Here is a 21,212-nt window from a genome sequence, read left to right on the forward strand (position 1 = left end):
GCGTAAAAGGCGGGTCACCCCGCCCTTCTGGCTTAGTACAGTGATGCTTTACCGAGCGAACCGAACAGTTTCATTTTGTGGCGAATGACTTCCCGCGCCGCGCTAATCGCATCCGGATAGATGACGTTCGGGTCCCACCAGCTCTCTTTAGCGAGAATTTCACGCACTTTCTGGAAATAGGCGTATTTCATATCGCTGGAGATATTGATTTTGCCAACGCCGAGCGTAACGGATTCAGCAATCTCCGCGTCCGGGTTTGCCGAACCACCGTGCAACACCAATGGAATATCAATGCGCCCGGCAATGTCGCGCAAAATGTCCATTTGCAGCTTCGGCTGCATCCCTTTCGGATAGATGCCGTGTGCCGTACCAATCGCTACCGCCAGTGTGTCGGCCCCTGTACGAGCAATAAAATCGGCGGCTTGCGCCGGGTCAGTGTAGGTCACTTGTGAAACTCCACCTTCCACTGACGTTCCTGTTTGTCCGATGGTCCCCAGCTCACCCTCAACCGACACGCCAACCGCATGAGCCAGGCGAACCACTTCTGCGGTCAGCGCCACGTTCTCTTCATACGGCAGCAGCGAACCGTCGATCATCACCGAGGTAAATCCACAGCGAATCGCCCGCAAAACGTGCTCCACAGAGGCGCCATGATCGAGGTGCAGCACAAACGGCACCGGACTACGCTGCGTGATTTCGCGAACGTGAGCGAAAAAGGCATCGCCCACAAAATCATGTTCGCTGGGATGGATAGCAATAATCGCCGGAGTATTTGTCGCTTCTGCTTCATCCACGACTGCGCGAAGGAAACAGTTATCCGCCACATTAAATGCGCCAATGGCAAAGCCGTGCTGGCGGGTAGGTTGCAGTAATTCTTTCATCGAAACTAACATGTTAAATCTCCAGTTTCAGCGTGTAGTCCGCCCTGCCGGTGCGTTATTGCACTGGCATAAAGGCCATGACAGAAAATGAATCAGGCTTTGCCGATAGAGCCGCTCGCCTGTAAATACGGTGTAACCGCTTCTTCGAAGGCCAGTTCCATAGCTTTCAGCGCGTCCACCAGTTCAATGGATATATCGTGACAGAGGGTATGCAGGAGCGCGGATTTCCCCCGTTCAAAAATGGCCGCCCCCACGTTGATTTTTGCTACCCCCAGCGTCGTACAGAGCTGGAGCTGATCGAACGGCGTACCGCTACCGCCATGTAATGCCAGAGGCACGCTCGAGCAGTGGAAAATCTCCGCCAGACGCTGAAAATCAATAGCAGGTACAACACCAGGCGCGTACATGCCGTGCGCCGTGCCTACCGAGACGGCCAGTAGATCAATGCCTGTCTGCGCGATAAACGTTTCCACATCAGTGGGTTGCGTCATCAGGTCGGCATTGGTGGCCTGGTCGTAACGCGGCGCATCTGCCAGATGGCCCAGTTCGCCTTCCACGCAGAGCTGCGCGCCGGCGGCGAGTTCCACCACCGCCCTGGTCTGGCGCACGTTTTCCTCCAGGGGAAAAGCAGAAGCATCAATCATTAATCCGCTGAAACCAGCACGAAACGCCTGACGAATACAGTCCGGATTTTTGCCATGATCAAGCGCCAGAGCGACCGGTACTGAGGCAGATTCCGCGAGCGTTTTAACCACTGCCGCCGCGACGGGTGCAGGAAAATGCGCCAGATGCCCCTGATAGAGATTGAGAATGATCGGAGCGCGATTCTTCTCCGCCACGCGGATAGCTGCGTGAGCACTTTCCAGATTCATACAGTTGATCGCCAGCAAGGCGTAATGTTCATGCCAGGCTTTCATCACCATACTTTTCATATCGGCAAACATAGGGCCTCCGGTTATTCGAGGGTGAAAGTGATCTCTTCATCTTTCAGCTTTTGATCGCTCAGTTCGTCAAACTCTTCGTCACGTTCCGTTACCGGTTTCTTCCAGAGTGAAAGCATCACGCCACAAATCACCGTGCCTATACCCAGCGCCAGGCAAAACAGCAGAGGATGGGTGAACAAAGGCACAACAAACAGGCCGCCATGCGGAACCGGACTCTCCACGCCCCACACCATGATCAAGCCGCCAGCTACCGCAGAAGCCACCACACAAGATCCCACCACTCGCAGCAAGTCACGCGCGGCGATTGGAATGACTCCTTCAGTGATCATGCAGATCCCCATCGGAAACGCGGCTTTCAGCGCCTCGCGCTCCGCACGGGTGTATTTATGGCGTGTCAGTAAGAACGAAAGTGTGATGCCAAACGGAGGGATGATTGAGCCGACAAATTTCACGGCTTCTGGCCCATAGACGCCGCTGACCAGCAAGCCATCGGAAAACAACGACATTGTTTTATTTACCGGACCACCGAAATCGAAGGTTGCCATCGCGCCAAGTATGGCCCCCATCAGGAAGCGCGATCCGCCCTGCATCGACTCGAGCAAATGAATCAGTGCTTCTTGTAACCAGGCGATGGGTTTACCAATCAGCGTCATCATTAACAGCCCACCGATAATGGTGCTTAATACCGGCAACACCATGACTGGCATGAGTCCTTGCATCGACTGCGGCAGGCGGATATAGCGTTTAAGTAGCAAAATGGTGTAGCCCACCAGGAAACCACCCAACATACCGCCAATAAATCCGGTATGGATTTGCCCGCAGAGAAAGCCGACAATCAGGCCCGGGGCAAATCCAGGACGATCGGCAATAGAATAGGCAATTGCCGCGCTAATCAGCGGCACAATCAGCCCCATTCCCCAGCCGCCAATCTGATTAAGCATCCACGGGATTGTTCCTGTTTTTTCACCAACATCTGTACCGCCAAGAACTTGCCCCAACGCAATACATATCCCGGCGGCCACAATAAGGGGTATCATCCACGAGATGCCGGTTAATAAATGTTTTTTAATTTCCTGTGAAACCGGAATTTTATTGTCTTTCATATTAAGATCCCTCCAGTATAAGGATCATTTGTTTCCCAGTGATTTTTCGACCTTTTCAAGAAATTGAACGGGCGATTTAATGACAATCTCTGTCTTTACTCGCACAATACGTTTATTGGTGAAGCGTTCTTCTCCTTTTATTTTCACATCTACAGCAAGAATCACGACGTCAGCAGCAGAGATATCTGCCGCCTGTAATTCATTTTCTGTACCAATGGTTCCCTGGGTTTCAACTTTAATGGTATGGCCCAGAGCTTTTGCTCCTTTGATTAACTTTTCACGAGCAATATAGGTATGAGCAATACCCGCCGTACAGGCGGCAACACAGACAATATTCATGACATACTCCCTGTTATTTAGCAGACATCGGATTGTGCATACTGACTAAAGAGATCAATGATTTTTTGCGGACTCGTCTCAACTAACAATTGTTCTATGATGTCATCATCCGCCAGCGCGCCCGCGACCTGGGAAAGTAAACGGATATGGGTGGTATTTTGATCTTCAAGACGTACCGCAAATAAAATAATACAGCGCACGCTACTGCCATCCAGCGTTTCCCAGGGAATATCCTGCCGGGTACGGCCAATTGCCAGCGTAGTATTAATCACAGCTGAAGATTTACCATGCGGGATCGCAATATGATTTTCAAAACCAGTCGAGCCTTCCGCTTCGCGCTGCCAGACATCTTTAATAAAGGTTTCCCGACAATCGATCGCACCATCTTTTTTGAGAAGATTAGTTAATTCTTCAATCGCCTCCGCTTTATTCGTCGCTTGCATATCTAAAATAACGCGATTCGTATTCAGGATTTTTGTTATGTCCATTCGTCATACCTCATAAAATTCTGACATTAAATTTCAACGACCCGAGACGTCGCATGATGTAATTTTTCCGTAATCACCATTTCAGTGACCCGCTTAATATCGGCATCATTAAAAAAAGCGGTAACATAAGCGACCGGCATAGTGACTGTAGGCAAATTAATGGTCGAAATAATCAGTTCGATATTGTCAGGCAAAACCTGTGATAAATTCGCTGCTGAAATAACATCAACAATCGTCCATTCAGGAAATGCTCGCAGAATACGGCTTTTCAGTAGATGCGAAGTTCCGATTCCGGTTGAACAGACCAGTAATACACGTTTACGGGCAATTTGCCGCTCCATCGCAGCCTGAAAATGAACGGTCAGGTAACCCACTTCATCCTCGCTCACTGCATTCTCACCCCAGGTTTTAAATACCTGATTCACCACATATTGCGTCAACCGCCAGACATCCGCTAATTCTGCTTTAATATCTTCCAGCAATGGATTACGGATATGAATGCGATAATTTAAACGGTTAATCAGCGGCTTAATATGAACCAACAAGCCATCATATAATGCGCTGTCTTCACTAAAATCGCAGTCCACGATGTCACTGAATACCGTAATTAAACGCCAGGTAATCAGACGCGCTTCATTGCTGGCCTGCATATGTGAAATAATGCTAACATCTTTTTGTCCATCAATCGCCACACCTGATGAAATGATATATTGATAAATAAACCAGACTTCATCATCGGGCAATGTATGTGCAATTCGTTGTTCTATCTTATGAATCATCTGACTGGCAACATTAAAGATATTTTCATCATATTGCCTGGTTTGATCTTCTTCTCTTGATAACGCATTCCCGTGCGTGTTGCGATACATCATAATAAGGATGTGAGTAAAAATGTTAACGTAATAAGGTTCTCCCAAAGACCAACTTAATTCATTTTCCATATCCAGTAACAATGACTGGACAAATAACACTTCTTCCTCTCCAAAATAATGGACTAATGCTTTATAGCTTCCGGGATCCAGACGTGAATACACGACACCTTGCGGCTCATTATGGTTAATAATGCCGTTAATCAGTAATGCCATTGCCTGTCGGACTTGCCCTTCACTACCTTCAATATGCGTACCACTTGGGCTGCGGATCAACGATAACCCCAACGGCGCAAGCCAGGACTCAATTACTCTCAGGTCATTAACAATAGAGGCTCCGCTGATAAAGTAGCGTTCTGACAATTTACTGATCGACGTTTCATTCGGTGTTTCACTTAATAACTGCGACGCTATTTTAACGCGCCTGGCATTATTCATTACACCATCAATCTCTTCACATTCTGCCACCAACAAATGATCAAGATGCAGCAAATCAGCAATATTCTCCGCGCTTAACATCACACCCGCGCCAGCACGCTTCTCAACATTTATTCTCCATTGCCCCAGCCATTGCTCAAGTAAACGTAAATCACGTTGAATGGTTTTTTCCGAAACATTTAAATAGCCGGCAATCGTAACAATAGTCGTATATTCCCTTCGTGGTAGAAGGAATCGTAATAATCTGTTTTGTCGCGAGGTAATCATTTGCATTTTTTACCCTTATCACAGATTAAGAAGCCCCATGAGGAAGAGCTTCAGTTGCCATCTCTGAGGGTAAATATAAAGCAGAATAATTTCACAACAATACTAAAATCTGTCCGTAATCCGGACAGTGATAAAACAAAGCAAGGCGGTTAAGGGATATTTTTCAGCACAGATCACATTTTCGCGATGAATAATCGTGATCATGCTCGCAAATACGATGGAAGAAATATTTATTACCAGATGTGAGATTATTTACCGGATACGACACAAAACCATTCGTATCCGGCATTCTTCAATAGATTACAACGTAATTGTCAGCGCATTCCCTTGAGGCGTCACCACCAGCCCCTGCTCACTTTCAGCCTGCGAACCGCCTTGCAGACCATTTACTTTCACAACATTGCGCAAGCACAGCGTCCAGTTCTTCGCCACGCCCGCACCATTCACAGTAATTGTGTTGCCAGTACGCGCCGCTTTCAGGGTGAAAAGAACGGAACCATCGGCAGCGGGCACTTCACAGATGGCTTCATGCCCGTCTTGCAGATTAAAGAGCTGGAATGCCGTGCCTTCGTGCCACGCGTAATCGGGACGTTGCTCGTTGTTGCCCAGCGCCAGTAGGGTGTTATCACGCACATAAACGGGCAGACTCAGGAAGCCGTGCTGCTGTTTATGCCAGCGACTACCATCGAGTTCATCGTTGTGCCACAGGTGTGTCCAGCGACCTTCCGGCAAGTAGAACTGCACATCGCCCGATTCAGTGAACACTGGAGCAACCATCACGTTGTCGCCTAACATGTATTGACGGTCAAGGTAATCACAAGCCGGATCGTCCGGAAACTCCATCATCATGGCCCGCATCATCGGCGTACCCCGCGCGTTCGCACGAGCAGCCTCACGATACAGATACGGCATCATGCGGCATTTCAGTTGCGTGAAGAAGCGCACCACATCACAGGACTCATCATCATAGGCCCACGGCACACGATAAGATTTGCTGCCGTGTAAACGGCTATGGCTGGAGAGCAAACCAAACGCGCACCAGCGTTTGTAAACGTGCGCCGGAGCGGTATTCTCAAAGCCGCCGATATCGTGGCTCCAGAAGCCAAAACCAGAAAGGCCAATAGACAAACCACCGCGCAGGCTTTCCGCCATTGATTCGTAGTTAGCGTAACAGTCGCCACCCCAATGTACCGGGAATTTCTGCGCACCGACGGAGGCCGAGCGGGCAAACAAGACGGCTTCTTCCTCGCCAACGGTTTCCTTGAGCACGTTCCACACCAGTTCGTTGTAGATGTACGCATAATGGTTATGCATTTTCTGCGGATCGGAACCGTCAAACCATTGAACATCGGTTGGAATACGTTCGCCAAAGTCGGTCTTAAAGCAATCAACGCCCATCGCGACCAGACCTTTCAGTTTGTCGGCGTACCATTTGCAGGCATCCGGATTGGTAAAGTCATAAATCGCCAGACCTGGCTGCCATTTATCCCACTGCCACAGCGAACCGTCCGGGCGTTTGAGTAAATAACCTTTCTCTTGTAACTCTTTAAAGACAGGGGATTTTTGCCCGATATAGGGGTTAATCCAGACGCAGATTTTTAGCCCTTTCGCTTTCAGGCGGCGGATCATCCCTTCCGGGTCCGGGAAAGTCAGCGGGTCCCACTCAAAATCGCACCACTGGAAGGCTTTCATCCAGAAACAGTCAAAGTGGAAAACATGCAGCGGCAGATTGCGTTCCGCCATACCATCGATAAAGCTGTTTACCGTCGCTTCGTCGTAGTTGGTGGTAAATGAAGTGGTTAGCCACAGGCCGAAGGACCACGCGGGCGGCAGCGCCGGACGACCAGTAAAACGGGTATAACGATCAAGTACCGCTTTCGGCGTCGGGCCGTCGATAACAAAGTATTCGAGATATTCACTCTCAACGCTGAACTGCACTTTGGAGACTTTCTCCGATCCCACTTCAAAAGAGACGCATTGGGGATGATTGACCAGTACACCATAACCACGGTTAGTCATATAGAACGGGATATTTTTATACGCCTGTTCAGTACTTGTGCCGCCGTCCCGGTTCCAGGTCTCTACCGTCTGGCCATTGCGCACCAGGGCCGTAAAGCGCTCTCCCAGACCGTAAACTGTTTCGCCAACGCCAAGATCCAGCCGCTCAAACATATAATTTCGTTGATTATTCGTGTCCTGCACGTAGCCATTATTTTTCACCTGACTACCGGTAATACGTTCGCCGTTGCGCAGAAAATCCAGTGACCAGAACTCACCTTTGCTGACACGCGCACTTAAGTTGCCACTTTTAAACTCAGCGTAACGTTCTGTGTTTTCGATTGTGACCTTCACGTCCTGCAAAATATTGAGCGGGTAATGAGGACCGTTATTCAGCGCCCCCTGAAAATGCTCAATCCGTACACCGACAATACCTTCCTGTGGGGAGAAAAAGCGCAGCGTAAATAAAGGCGTATCAAGCTGCCAGGTACGTTCACGCACATCACGGGGGGCAGCATAGACCACCATTTCATTACCCTGCTGTTCAACCTCGAACACCTGAAGCGGGTGAATCAAATTGAGGCCAGGTTGAATCAACCAGTTTCCGTCGCTAATTTTCATTGCCGTTCCTTAGTTCTGCACTTCTTGAGAGGTGAATTGTTGCTGGCAACGGCGTTTGCCCTGGGCCAGCTGTTCCATAACGGTTTTCAGATTGTGCGTCGTGAGTGAGTAGTAGCGTTTAGCGATAATCGCGCTCAGCAAGTAACAGATCGCCGGAACAATCGTGAATAGCGCGATAATGATGCTAATCGTGGCGCTGTTCTGCGCTTTTTCTGCCGCATCATATCCGCCATAAGCCAGCATCCAGCCGATAAGAGCGCCGCCGAAGGCCAACCCCAGTTTGAGCACAAACAACGTGCCAGCAAAACTGATCCCGGTCAGGCGTTTACCATTGCACCACTCGCCGTAGTCGACGGTATCGGACATCATTACCCACTGGATAGGTGTCACCAGTTGATGCAACACACCAATCACGAAGATGAAGACAAACATGGTGATGCTGGCCTGCATAGGAACAAAGAACATCGCCAGGCTAATCACTGCCAGCAGGGCGTTCGTCCACCAGAAGATAGTGACTTTACATTTCCAGTCGGTCAGCGGTTTCGCCAGTGCGGAACCAATCAGGTTACCCACGCAATAAGTGGTAAGAAAAGCGACAAACACTTCCGGCGTACCCAAAATCCATGTGACGTAATACATCATCGCCCCGCCGCGTACGCACACCGCCAGAATGTTGAAAATGGTCAGGAAACCGACAATACGCCACTGGTCGTTTTGCCAGATATCACGTAAATCTTCCCGCATAGACGTCGTTGTAGGTGGTGCTTCAACGCGTTCTTTAGTGGTGAAGAAACAAAATGCCAGCATCATAAATGCCACCACGGAAAGGACCGCGATACCGCCCTGGAAACCGAGTGGTTTATTATCACCACCAATTAAATTAACCAGCGGCATCATCAGCACAGTAGAGAGCATGCCTCCCGCGGTCGCCAGCACAAAACGCCAGGATTGCAGCGAGATACGCTGAGTCGGGTCATTGGTGATTACACCACCCAATGCGCAGTAAGGGATATTGACGACGGTATAAAGTAAGGTAAGTAGGGTGTAAGTAATTGCTGCATAAATCATTTTTCCGTTCAGACTGAGATCTGGCGTGCTATAGGCCAGTACACAGACGATCCCGAATGGCAGTGCGCCAAACAGTACCCACGGACGAAATTTACCCCAGCGAGAGCGCGTTCGATCGGCCAACAACCCCATGCAAGGATCGGAAATCGCATCCAGTGCACGAGCGACCAAAAACATGGTTCCGACAAATCCGGCAGGAATGCCAAAAATATCGGTATAAAAGAACATCATATATAACATTACGTTATCGAAAATAATGTGGCTGGCGGCGTCTCCCATGCCATAACCAATTTTCTCTTTAACGGACAACACTTCACTCTTCATCTGCTTTTCCTTGATGCTATAGGGGTGCTGAGACCGATAACGCATTTTGTAAACCATCCCTGTGAGAGCGAATATTCCGATATCTGGTTATTAATTTATGATTCTTGTTTTATGTGATCGTGGTAGCGTAAATTACGCTCATATATCATTGTAAAGTATGGGTTTTATATGAACTATAATGCTTTCGTGATAATACGCTGCATGTATTAGGCGGAAAAAACTGATCTGGGGGATGTAGAAACTCAAGGAAGTAGCTATAATGCGCCCCGCCTCCATGTAGCAATCGAGGCGCGGAAGATCGTCGTCTCCGGTGAGGCGGCTGGACTTCAAATCCAGTTGGGGCCGCCAGCGGTCCCGGGCAGGTTCGACTCCTGTGATCTTCCGCCAGTTTGCCTCTACTGACGTTCTCCAACCCCTTGTAATACAGTCAATCCAGATATTTTCTACTGCTCAATATTTAATCGGCTTCAGGAATACCTGATCAAAGGTTTTGTGATGGACGATGAGCGACTGAAGAATCCGCCTGTCGGTTCTTCTGTCCTCGAACGCATCCGCGATATTCGCGCCAGCATGCGCCGTGTTTATTTGCAGGTGATTTGCCCCCACTGCTGACTCTCAGCCAACTGTATCGCCATTAAGGTGAAGATGTTGTTTTACACGCCCCAAAACACCCTTTTTTCATACGACGATTCTATTCCTTTAACCGCTGGCGAAAAAAACTGACCTATAAACTTCACCAATAATCAGACTGCCATCAAGATTAATTTTTTCATTTAATATATCAAATAAACTTGTTTTATTTTTACTATCAAAAATAGCTCATTGCCTTACTATAATTAATATATAAATTCGGTGATTAATTCTTAACATGCTTTTGCTAATAATCTCAATTGCTGGCCCTATAATATTGCGCTAGCATTGCTTTCTGGTTGTATCAGCGATACTCAAAAATTCTTAATATAATACTCATTCGACTGGTACTTATTTGTAACTCAGTTATATTTTGTCGCCCGGTGATTCAGAAGAATGCAAAAAATGGCTACCACTCCATCAAAAATACTTGATCTCACTGCCGCGGCATTTTTACTTGTCGCCTTTCTGACTGGTATTGCGGGCGCTCTCCAGACTCCCACCCTAAGTATATTCCTCGCAGATGAACTGAAAGCCCGTCCTATAATGGTAGGTTTTTTCTTCACCGGTAGCGCTATTATGGGAATTCTGGTCAGTCAATTTCTGGCAAGGCACTCCGATAAACAAGGCGACCGTAAATTACTGATCCTGCTATGTTGCTTATTTGGAGTGTTGGCCTGCACTCTTTTTGCGTGGAATCGCAACTACTTCATTCTCCTCTCTACGGGCGTACTTCTGAGTAGTTTTGCTTCCACTGCAAACCCGCAAATGTTCGCCCTCGCCCGTGAACACGCCGACAGAACAGGCCGTGAGACGGTCATGTTCAGTACATTTTTACGTGCTCAGATCTCGCTTGCCTGGGTTATCGGGCCACCGCTCGCTTATGAGCTGGCAATGGGATTTAGTTTTAAAGTGATGTATCTCACCGCTGCCATCGCATTTGTTATTTGCGGTTTAATAGTCTGGTTGTTTTTGCCATCAATACAAAGAAATATTCCTGTCGTTACCCAACCCGTAGAAATTTTACCCTCCATCCATAGAAAGCGAGATACACGGCTACTTTTTGTAGTCTGTTCAATGATGTGGGCGGCGAATAATCTCTACATGATAAATATGCCGCTATTTATTATTGATGAACTGCATCTAACCGATAAACTGGCTGGAGAAATGATTGGTATTGCTGCCGGTCTGGAAATTCCGATGATGTTAATCGCAGGCTATTACATGAAACGTGTTGGCAAGCGACTATTAATGCTCATTGCTATCGTGAGTGGTATGTGTTTTTACGCCAGCGTTCTCATGGCGACGACTCCGGCAGTTGAGCTGGAATTGCAAATTCTAAATGCCATTTTCCTTGGTATTCTCTGTGGTATCGGCATGCTTTATTTTCAGGATCTGATGCCTGAAAAAATAGGCTCTGCGACAACGTTATATGCAAATACCTCACGCGTCGGCTGGATTATCGCCGGCTCTGTTGACGGAATTATGGTTGAAATCTGGAGCTACCACGCGTTGTTCTGGCTGGCGATAGGGATGTTGGGTATTGCGATGATTTGCCTGCTGTTTATTAAAGATATTTAGCTCACCAGTCTGAGCTAAGAAAAATCGGCGTGGCGCAAACAGAGCCATCCTCGCCATTTTTGCTATCATGCCTGCATACATAAACGACAAAACAGTATGCAGAGGGAAAAATGGGTTCCACCAGAAAGGGGATGCTGAACGTTCTGATTGCCGCCGTGTTGTGGGGAAGTTCAGGGGTCTGCGCGCAATACATCATGGAGCAAAGCCAGATGTCGTCGCAGTTTTTGACTATGACGCGTTTGATATTCGCCGGTTTGATTCTGCTGACGCTGTCATTTGTGCATGGCGATAAAATCTTTTCTATTATTAACAATCACAAAGATGCCATTAGCCTACTGATTTTTTCCGTGGTTGGCGCGCTAACCGTACAGCTCACTTTTTTGCTAACCATTGAAAAATCGAATGCTGCCACGGCAACGGTGCTGCAATTCCTCTCACCGACGATTATCGTCGCCTGGTTCTCACTGGTGCGTAAATCCCGCCCGGGCATTCTGGTTTTTTGCGCTATTTTGACATCGCTGATCGGGACTTTTTTATTGGTGACACACGGTAATCCGACGTCATTATCGATCTCTCCGGCCGCGTTATTCTGGGGCATTGCCTCGGCATTTGCTGCTGCATTCTATACCACCTATCCCTCAACGCTGATTGCCCGCTATGGCACGTTACCGGTCGTCGGCTGGAGTATGCTGATCGGTGGTCTAATCCTGCTGCCCTTCTATGCCGGGCAAGGAACAAACTTCGTGGTTAATGGCAGCCTGATTCTGGCGTTTTTCTATCTGGTGGTAATCGGAACTTCGCTAACCTTTAGTCTATATCTGAAAGGCGCACAGCTCATTGGCGGGCCAAAAGCCAGCATTTTGAGCTGTGCAGAACCATTAAGTAGCGCGCTGCTCTCTTTGCTGTTGCTGGGGATCACGTTCACATTGCCGGACTGGCTGGGCACACTGCTGATTCTGTCATCGGTGATTTTGATTTCAATGGATTCCCGTCGCCGCGCCAGAAAAATAAATCGTCCGGCGCGGCATGAGTGAGAATTACCAGCCAGGCACCGCGCCACCGTTAAAGATGGTTTCTGCCGCTTTAGCGACTTCGGGCGATTGATAAGATTGCAGAAATTCCTTCACGTTTTCTGCATTCTTATTATCTTCCCGTGCCACCAGAATATTCACATACGGCGAATTCTTATCTTCAATAAATACGCTGTCGTGCACCGGAGAAAGCCCGGTCTGCTGAATGTAAGTGGTGCTGATAATCGCCACATCAACTTTGGGATCATCCAGTACGCGCGGGAGCTGCGCCCCCTCGAGTTCCATAATCTGCAAATGACGAGGATTCTCGGTTATATCCAGCGCGGTAGGTAGTAACCCTTTTCCCTCTTTCAGAGTAATTAGCTTCTCTTTTTGCAACAGTAAAAGCGCGCGACCAAGGTTGGTCGGGTCGTTGGGGATCGCCACTGTCGCGCCTTCTTTTATTTGCGCCACGGTTTTGATTTTTTTGGAATAACCCGCCATGGGGAAGACAAACGTATTTCCCACCGCTACCAGTTTATAACCATGCGCCTGATTATCTTGTTCAAGAAAGGGTCGATGCTGGAAGACGTTCGCATCAAGCTCGCCATGATTTGTCGCATCGTTCGGTAGCAACGAACCGCTAAATCCTACCAGTTCAACATCGAGGCCATATTTCTCTTTTGCCACCTTTTTAGCGACTTCCGCGACATCTTGTTCTGCGCCATTAATAACGCCCACTTTAATGTGCTTTTCATCGCTGCTGCTCTGGTCGCAACCTGCCAGCAGAATTCCTGCCAGTAATAATGCGGCCCCCGCCCGTAGATGATGTGTTGTCAGTTTCATTTTTTATCCTTTTTTTAATCGTTACCTGACTATAATGGCAAGATCACTACGATTTAAAAAACGAAAAGCTATCGAATAGAAGAAAAAGGTATATAAAACTGGCACTTCTTACTGACCACGCAAACACCTTTCGTACAGCATGATGAGAGCCGCAAAAGCAAACTACACTTATGCTTCATTCGATGCACATTTGCAGAAGGTTGCAGCTATGAAGCCAACGATGCTACTCATGATTACCGTATTCCTGACTTTCCCAGCCATTTCTCAGGCCGAGTCGCCATTCAGTTCTCTACAGTCGGCAAAAGAAAAGACCACGGTATTGCAAGATTTACGTAAAATTTGCACGCCACAGGCGTCATTATCAGACGAAGCGTGGGAAAAATTAATGTTGTCTGATGAGAGTAACAAACAACATATCCGCGAAGCTATTGTGGCGATGGAGCGTAATAATCAGAATAACTACTGGGAAGCGCTGGGTAAGGTGGAATGCCCGGATATGTGAATTTCGCACACCTCCGCGCTCAGGCCAGCAGCCACTGACGTACGCTCGCACATCAGTAAATCACCTGCTTTTTCAAATTCCAATCAAAATTGAACCCGTTCATCAGGATTGTGGATAAAATTCCCTCTACATTATTTTCATTTCATCACATAGAAAATCTTATCTCATTGAAACAATACTTGTTTTTAATGCAGAAAAGGAAGTCCAACGGATGGGTATAAAAATGAGCGAATTTTGATATCACCACCCTCTAAAAAATGGTGAAGTCTGAACAAAGAATGTTCGAAAGGAGAGAGTAGAGATGGAAAGCGCAAATCTGGATTTAGAAGAAAATAAAGAAATTGCCAGTAAGTTCGAACGTGCACTAGGTATGGGAGCAACGCTTGCAGAACTGCATAGCATAACCCCGGATACCCTTGAAGGCGTTTATGCTTACGCTTATAACTTTTATGAAAAAGGAAGACTTGACGAAGCTGAACTCTTTTTTAAATTTCTCTGTATTTATGATTTCCAAAATTATAATTATTTAAAGGGATATGCCGCCGTCTGTCAGTTGAAGAAAGAATATCAAAAGGCATTCGACATGTATCATATCTGTTTGATGCTATCTCCCGATAACGATTTCTCTTTGGTTTATTATATGGGCCAATGCCAGATGGGCTTAAAAAACATTAAAATGGCCACGGAGTTATTTAATACAGTCGTAACCTACAGTCAAAATGAAAAAGTTAAAGAGATGGCTAATGCTTATCTTGAACTCTTGACAGCCAATTCCGAAGAGGAAGTTCAAACAGAGTGAGTCGGCAAAATGAACATAAACGTAAAAAAATCTCCTTTTACGCCTGAAGAAGCAACCAAGAAATATAAAGAGGAAGCAACAATTGATTTAAAAAACAACCATGCCAATAAAATAAATGAGAAGAATAACAATAAACACATTGCTTATTTTCCCGTTGATGCCATTTTAGATGGAAATAAACATCTGCCATGAGTTAAATAATAAACAGTTAATTAAGCCAGATGATAGATTAAAAAGGAGGTGAATTATGTCGGCACCGATTACGGGACAGACGATCACGTTTGAACAAACCAGCGAAACATTGCGTACACAATATAGCGATGAGGAAAAAAGACTGCAGGACAGCAGCAAAACGCAAGTTGATCCCATGCGGCTTAATAAAAACCCGAAGTCCCTTGATAACGATATTCGCGCTCGTCTTGAAAACAAACCTATGCTTGCTCTACCTGCAATGCAGGTTTCCGATTCTGATAACGCCACTGCAGCAAAGACGAATGATGCCCGCCTGACGATGATTTTGGGTAATTTATCAGGCATTGCCGATCAGGATATTACTACACGCTTGCATAATAACCTGGACAACACCCTGCTTCGACACGAAATGGCACATAATAAGTTTCGTGAATTAAGCGACGCCTACACCTCGTCATTAGATTCAGCGCAAAAAGCCAACGATAATCTGCATCAGGCCAACAATAATTACAATGCAGTCGATAAAAGAGTGCAATCGCTGGAAAAAAAAGTCAACACATTGGATCAAGAGTTGTCGCAACTGCAACCAGACGATCCACAATACAATAAAGTACTGACGCAAAAAAACGCGGCTGAAAAAACACTCACGCTGTCGTTACAAAAAAATCGTTAGCTGAGAAATCATTAAATACAGCCATTATGGATGCTGACGCTGCGATCGGCAAAAGTATGGAAATTTTTGACGAAATTCAACAGCAAGAACAGAATAATAACTTCACCACCAATATTTGCTTGACCCAGGAAAACCAGAAAAACAGAAACGCGACAGCCACATTTATTCTATTGATTACCTCAGTAATGGAAGTTATTGGGGACACCAATTGCGAATCTATTAAAAATCAATCTGAGGTAATGAAAGAGATTAACCATGTCAGGGAAAATAAACTCAATGAAACAGCACATAAATATACTACCACGACTAAAGTTTTAAAAATAGTTAATGAGTGTGTAACTGTAGTTACCTTTGCCGTAAGCGCAGTCTTAATTGTTGTTGGTCTTCTTGCTGCAGTTCCAAGTGGTGGTTCAAGTATTGCGGGTGCATTGGCACTTATTGGAGGAATAGCGGGCGCAGTAGTATTAGGTGTAGATATCACTTGTCAAATCGCTCTGGGCACCACGGCTACCGGCTGGATTTTAGGGAAAGTTGTAGAAGGTCTTTCGGCTGCGATTAAAACAGTTGATCCCACTCTGCTCGCAATCACCGCGCTTCTGGACGTTATTGGTGTCGATCAAGATACGATTGAACTGGTTAAAAGTATTTACGCAAGTGCAGCCGCTTCTATTGTCATGGCGACAGTAATGATTGGTGCAGCTGTAATATGTTCTGTAGCAATAGGGGCCGTTGTTTCTGCATTATCAAAAACAGCCGCCGAAGAAGTCACCAAAGAAATAACAAGCACTATAAAATCAACCATTGAATCAATTATTAATTCAGTTTCAAAAAATATTATAAAGGTATTAGACAGCGTATGCAGCGTGCTACAAACATCAGCCGTAGTGTTGAAGTTGATTGCCAAAATAAGTAATGGCCTGGAGAAAATAGGCTTACTCATCTGTGCAATAGCAACATCGACGATGAATTGTTTTGTTGCTGGAAACTCTGCCGACATGGCAATTTTACAACAGGACATGAGTAATCTATCAAAAACGCGTGAACAAATGCTTTCAGTATTGCAAAGGGTGGATAAAACCGTCGAACAAGAGGTAAGCCAGATGGTACGAGTATTACAACACCGAACTGAAGCCTTAAAATTTGCTTCCCATTCTATCGTATAAGAGGGTTTTAACATGGCCACCTATGAAATTAAAAATGCGTCCAGCACATCTAATATTAACAGTCTTGATAAAACAATCTTTGATAGAGATTATAGTAAAAAAAACAACATACCAAATGATAATAAAATTGTGCAATACTATAACCTTAAAGATATTAATCATGACATAAGCTCTCAGTTTATAATATTAAAAAATACAGACAGAGAAGTCTGTCCGGAACTAAGAGTAAAACTATTGGATAATCTTAATTACTCAAGGAGTACGCTAGATAATTTGAGGGGTGACCTTGACCAAGCTACAATTTCATCCAGTCAATCCAGCAGTTCTGCAGAACAGAGTTCTATTAAAATATCTAAATATAATATCCTTGATATGCTAGATAATTTGACCATGCGACAACAGGCTGTTATGGAGGAATTTTTAAGGGTATTCACATCAATGTATAAAGCCTCTGCTATGTCTGAGGCTATTATGAGCAACGTTTTTGAACAACTTGTCCAGTATCAGAAAACAGAAACCGTACACGCTACAATGGCAAGTTCGGCTGGTGTTCTTGCCGGGTCAACAGTTGGCGCAGCCGGAGCTGCAGCATCTGTTGTAGCAAATTTCAGAAGCCCTCCCGAAAAGATGCAAACCCTTACACCTGATCAGAAGCACACTATCAGTGGAACTGATGATAAAACACAGCGAGGATTAAAAAGGGAAGTTCAAGATCAACAAGCTTATCTCAAGCAAATAGATGAAGAAATAAAAACAACAACGAAAGATACAACACTTGATGAAGAACAAAAAGAAGAGACCCTGAAATATTACGATAAAGAAAAAGAAACTACGGAAGAAAAGATTAGAGATAAAAACGAGCGTATTAGTATAAAACATAACAAAAGATATAATAAATATTTTACTATAGGTAAAGCAGATGTACTTTCACAGCTTGTTAATCAATCAACTCAAGCATCACTTAGAATTCTAGAAAGTACTACTCATGCAGAAAAAGAAATTGTTGAGCAAGCTAAAAATGTTTTGCATTCAGTTATGAGTAGCTATCTGGATCAAATTAATCGTGATGTTCAAGGAAGAGATCAGGCACTCAATTTATTACAGCAAATAATACAAACCATTATTGATACTGATAGTGCTATCGTTCAAGGCATTCGCTCATAAATTATTGCAATAATAGTTAATTATATTTAAGGAGGAATGACACATGATTAATAAAGATAATAATTTAAATATAGATATTTTACGTCAGCAGAATGCAAACATTCCTCTTAAAGAGGCATCCTCGCAAAGTGAGGAGCCTCATCAACTGGAAAACCGCAAAAGCGAGGGTAATTTGTATAACAGCGCCAGTAAGGATAATAATATTGGCGCTATGCTCAAGAAAGATGTTGAAAAACTATCAACTTTAGTCAGTGAACGTAGCCCGCGAAATGAAGACTGGAAATGCCAGCATGACATACAACTTAACTTCGTTAAAAACTTGCTCAGAAATTTCCCTGCTGAAAACCTGTCAGAGCAAGGATCTGCACTTTTACACGAAAGTTATTTGCTGATAAAAAACGTTCTGCATCTTACAGAAAATGTTAATACTATTGACGGAAAATTAAAGGATCCCGATAAAATATTGACCCTGCATAACTCTGTGAGAAAAACCCTGGCTAACGTTGCTCACAACACAACCGGGTCAAGTGCAATGGCAATGACCAAAGGAACCTTAACTCACGCTATCGCTTCTTTAGATAGTTCTGTGCCTGAAATGAGAAGTTCAGCAACCAGCAGTACTTTAACGGCTAGTAGTTCAAACGAATTTAAAAGTGATAAATATATATGCAGTGATATTGCTGATTTGATGAGTGTGCTCGGTAGCGACTACCTCGAAATTTATGCGAATAGCGTTGAGATAATGAGCGCATACTGGCAGGACTTCAGTGAACATATCCAAAGCAATATGGGAAAATGGACTCACTCTAATAAAAAAGGCGATGCGATAGTTTTTGACGTCAATGCATTCCAAAAAGCCTTGATGCATTTTTATTATATCGATAAATATCCTAATGGTGATTTCCACTATCATTACAATCCAGACTATGTTTTATACCCTCCGGCACCTGCTGACAAAATTGGTGTACCACTAGAAGAAGCAGAAAAATGGTGCGCCGCTTTAGGACTTCCGGTAATTCCACCCGATCCCAAACACCGCACACCTTCTCCGATTGTTGAAGTTGAACCACAAGGTAGCGGTTTATATGTTATTATTCCCAACCCTCAGATTATTGACAGTATGAGTCAATCTTCAGATTCAATGGTGCACAGGGATAATAAAGGGAAGGAAAAAAATATATCTAAAGAATTCACCGGTTATGAAATAAGCACAGCTGAATACCAGGCATGGTTAGCGGGTTATAATGGGCAAGCAGAAAACATGAAAACCGATGTACAGGTTATCACGACTAAATACAGCACAGCCAACTCCACCTACGATACGATTATAAAATTATTATCGTCAACCATTACAGCATTATTTGATTCAGCGAAAGATTATTTACGTTTCTGATTAAGTAACGCCAAATATTATAGTCCACTATCTGGTCTCGTAAAATGGGACCAGCGTTTCATATTATTAAGCATCAGCTTTCATTCATTTCTTCATCACAATCTTACAAAATGAGCGTTTTTTGATAGAGCAATTCTGCCAATACTTTATTTTATATTGATCAAATTAATACTATGAATAGAGAAAACGGAAGGAGCGTTCTATGCAACTGCAACATGGAAAAAATAATACACAACAATATATATTTGGCGACTTTGTATTAAAAAACAATGGAATATTATTATTCAAAAACAAAGAATATCATATTCCCCCGAAAGAACTTGGCGTTATTATTCTATTGCTTAATGCTGACGGTGAAATTGTTAGCAAAGAAGAGATTATTGATAAGGTCTGGAGCGCAAGTGTTGCCAGTGATGAATCTTTAACACGGTGTATTTATGCATTGCGCAAACTTTTGCATGAGAATAAACAGTGTAAGTATATCGAAACGGTCTATGGTCGTGGATACCGTTTTACTGTACCCATTGTGATTGTAACCGATAATGAACCGGTAAAGTCGACTACCACTCTTGCTGTTTTTCCCTTTCGTACTGAAGGTTCGATCAATGTTCTAAAACTCCATTACGAACTTGTCCAAGGCCTTTCAAAATATGCTTTTTGTGGTTTAGATATTTTACCCGCATCGGTAACAAATGAGGCCAGTGATTTCTCCACTATCCATCAGTTTATCAATAAAACAGGTCCAGAATATTATATTATGGGTCAGGTCGTTCACTATGGTAAAAACTGGCGTTTATTTATTGAATTAATCCATGCCAGAACACATAAATTGATTGATCATCAAAGTATTGATTTCAACCCCGATAATCCTCTTTCCGTATTATTATCACAAGTAATTAATATTCTTATTGAAAAAATACCCAATATTAATTTTAAATCTATTAATACACAACAAATGCCATCTCTGGATTCTGCTGTTATGTATATGAATGGCAGAATGGAAATGTATCGTTATACACCAGAGAGTTTGAAACGAGCATTAGTAATATTTAGAGATTGTGTGAGTACGCAACCGCAAAATACCTTGCCCTACTGTTGCCTGGCGGAATGCCATATATCATTAGCACTCCTTGGACTCAGTGAACAAAAACAAGCAATAACTACGGCAGTAACCTCCATTGAAAAGGCTCTTGAAATTAACCCTTCAAATTCTCAGGCATTGGGTTTACTGGGTTTAATCAGTGGGCTAAAAGATGAAGATTCAGTGTCTAATGTGCTATTTAAGCAAGCACATTTACTCAAACCTAATTCGCCAGACGTTTATTATTATCAGTCTCTGCTATGCTTTTTGAACGGTGACCTTGCAAGAGCATTTAATCTAATAGAAAAAAGCATTGCTCTTGAACCCAATAAAATGGGCATAAGCATTCTTAAATTAATTATACTTTATTACACATCCCCCCTCGATAACGCGATATCTTTTGCATTAAATCTTAACAGTCAAAACACCTGTAACAATCCAATTATTACCTCTATTCTGGCTATGTTCATGGCACTGAAAGGACATAATGACAAAGCCAAAAGTTTATTGCTTAAACTTGAGCCTGAACATGGTCTTGATTACACCTGTGTTAACTCGCTTTATACGAAGTTTCTGATCTATGGCGCATCTATAAAAAATGACATTATGAAGTTACTAGCAAATATTAACACTAACAAAATCAATGGTGTGATCTTGCCGTTAATTTACACTGTTTATGGTAAGAAAGAATATGAAAAGCGCTGGCAACAATTAATTAAAGAGAATGATTTATGGTCAAATGTTTTGCTTCATGACCCCCGTTTGCTCAGTGTGAAAAACGAATTTAATACTATTGGTGTGATGCGTACTTCTGCGTAATAACGAATATAAATTGCCC

17 protein-coding genes, 1 tRNA gene and 2 pseudogenes are annotated in these 21,212 nt (G+C 44.4%); 11 read left to right on the forward strand and 9 right to left on the reverse strand.

Annotation, left to right across the window (positions count from 1 at the left end; all coding sequences use genetic code 11):
- Positions 1-32: 32 nt before the first annotated feature.
- The 8 genes from QUE34_RS22005 to QUE34_RS22040 form a co-directional block, all read right to left on the reverse strand.
- Positions 33-893, reverse strand: coding sequence for a ketose-bisphosphate aldolase (locus QUE34_RS22005; RefSeq protein WP_032304064.1), 861 nt, complete (start codon positions 891-893; stop codon positions 33-35).
- Positions 894-973: 80 nt separating this feature from the next.
- Entirely contained in the window at positions 974-1,825 is an 852-nt protein-coding gene (locus tag QUE34_RS22010) for a class II fructose-bisphosphate aldolase (RefSeq protein ID WP_103253761.1), read from the reverse strand.
- 11 nt (positions 1,826-1,836) lie between these two features.
- On the reverse strand, positions 1,837-2,928 hold the full coding sequence (locus QUE34_RS22015; RefSeq protein WP_105268718.1) for a PTS fructose transporter subunit IIC: 1,092 nt from the start codon (positions 2,926-2,928) through the stop codon (positions 1,837-1,839).
- Positions 2,929-2,952: 24 nt separating this feature from the next.
- On the reverse strand, positions 2,953-3,267 hold the full coding sequence (locus QUE34_RS22020) for a PTS fructose transporter subunit IIB (protein WP_001028073.1): 315 nt from the start codon (positions 3,265-3,267) through the stop codon (positions 2,953-2,955).
- Positions 3,268-3,284: 17 nt separating this feature from the next.
- A complete protein-coding gene (locus QUE34_RS22025) occupies positions 3,285-3,755 on the reverse strand; it encodes a PTS sugar transporter subunit IIA (protein WP_000355546.1) in 471 nt (156 codons plus the stop codon).
- Between the two features lie 26 nt (positions 3,756-3,781).
- Positions 3,782-5,335, reverse strand: coding sequence for a BglG family transcription antiterminator (locus tag QUE34_RS22030; protein ID WP_001314234.1), 1,554 nt, complete (start codon positions 5,333-5,335; stop codon positions 3,782-3,784).
- A gap of 294 nt (positions 5,336-5,629) precedes the next feature.
- Positions 5,630-7,948, reverse strand: a complete 2,319-nt coding sequence (gene yicI / locus QUE34_RS22035; protein WP_032185493.1) for an alpha-xylosidase — start codon at positions 7,946-7,948, stop codon at positions 5,630-5,632.
- Between the two features lie 9 nt (positions 7,949-7,957).
- Complete coding sequence (locus tag QUE34_RS22040) at positions 7,958-9,340, reverse strand: glycoside-pentoside-hexuronide family transporter (protein ID WP_032304068.1); 1,383 nt, start codon at positions 9,338-9,340, stop codon at positions 7,958-7,960.
- 292 nt (positions 9,341-9,632) lie between these two features.
- Between QUE34_RS22040 and QUE34_RS22045 the strand changes: the two genes are divergently transcribed.
- The 4 genes and pseudogenes from QUE34_RS22045 to QUE34_RS22060 all read left to right on the forward strand — a co-directional run bounded on the left by QUE34_RS22045 (position 9,633) and on the right by QUE34_RS22060 (position 12,585).
- Positions 9,633-9,727, forward strand: a tRNA-Sec gene (locus QUE34_RS22045).
- A 78-nt stretch (positions 9,728-9,805) separates the two neighbouring features.
- Positions 9,806-9,934, forward strand: a pseudogene (gene rhuM, locus QUE34_RS22050) (RhuM family protein); the annotation flags it as partial.
- A 432-nt stretch (positions 9,935-10,366) separates the two neighbouring features.
- Positions 10,367-11,551, forward strand: coding sequence for a sugar efflux transporter (locus QUE34_RS22055; protein ID WP_032304081.1), 1,185 nt, complete (start codon positions 10,367-10,369; stop codon positions 11,549-11,551).
- 110 nt (positions 11,552-11,661) lie between these two features.
- Positions 11,662-12,585, forward strand: a complete 924-nt coding sequence (locus QUE34_RS22060; protein WP_000535948.1) for a carboxylate/amino acid/amine transporter — start codon at positions 11,662-11,664, stop codon at positions 12,583-12,585.
- Positions 12,586-12,588: 3 nt separating this feature from the next.
- Here QUE34_RS22060 and nlpA read toward each other — a convergent pair whose 3' ends face one another.
- A complete protein-coding gene (nlpA, locus tag QUE34_RS22065; protein WP_000779407.1) occupies positions 12,589-13,407 on the reverse strand; it encodes a lipoprotein NlpA in 819 nt (272 codons plus the stop codon).
- 208 nt (positions 13,408-13,615) lie between these two features.
- On the opposite strand from nlpA, the gene yicS reads away from it, so the two are divergent.
- The 7 genes and pseudogenes from yicS (at position 13,616) to eilA (ending at position 21,193) form a co-directional block, all read left to right on the forward strand.
- Complete coding sequence (gene yicS, locus QUE34_RS22070; protein ID WP_001306625.1) at positions 13,616-13,909, forward strand: protein YicS; 294 nt, start codon at positions 13,616-13,618, stop codon at positions 13,907-13,909.
- A gap of 301 nt (positions 13,910-14,210) precedes the next feature.
- On the forward strand, positions 14,211-14,708 hold the full coding sequence (locus QUE34_RS22075; protein ID WP_286338880.1) for a SycD/LcrH family type III secretion system chaperone: 498 nt from the start codon (positions 14,211-14,213) through the stop codon (positions 14,706-14,708).
- A 9-nt stretch (positions 14,709-14,717) separates the two neighbouring features.
- The gene (locus QUE34_RS22080; RefSeq protein WP_103253760.1) at positions 14,718-14,900 is read left to right on the forward strand and encodes a hypothetical protein; all 183 of its coding nucleotides are present in this window, start codon (positions 14,718-14,720) and stop codon (positions 14,898-14,900) included.
- Positions 14,901-14,955: 55 nt separating this feature from the next.
- Positions 14,956-16,736: pseudogene (locus QUE34_RS22085) on the forward strand (type III cell invasion protein SipB).
- 12 nt (positions 16,737-16,748) lie between these two features.
- A complete protein-coding gene (locus tag QUE34_RS22090; protein WP_103253758.1) occupies positions 16,749-17,900 on the forward strand; it encodes a hypothetical protein in 1,152 nt (383 codons plus the stop codon).
- A 43-nt stretch (positions 17,901-17,943) separates the two neighbouring features.
- Entirely contained in the window at positions 17,944-19,293 is a 1,350-nt protein-coding gene (locus QUE34_RS22095; protein ID WP_103253757.1) for an IpaD/SipD/SspD family type III secretion system needle tip protein, read from the forward strand.
- Between the two features lie 202 nt (positions 19,294-19,495).
- Entirely contained in the window at positions 19,496-21,193 is a 1,698-nt protein-coding gene (gene eilA, locus QUE34_RS22100; protein ID WP_103253756.1) for a HilA family transcriptional regulator EilA, read from the forward strand.
- Positions 21,194-21,212: the final 19 nt, after the last annotated feature.

This window comes from Escherichia sp. KS167_9B (assembly GCF_030295215.1).
GTDB lineage: Bacteria > Pseudomonadota > Gammaproteobacteria > Enterobacterales > Enterobacteriaceae > Escherichia > Escherichia coli_F.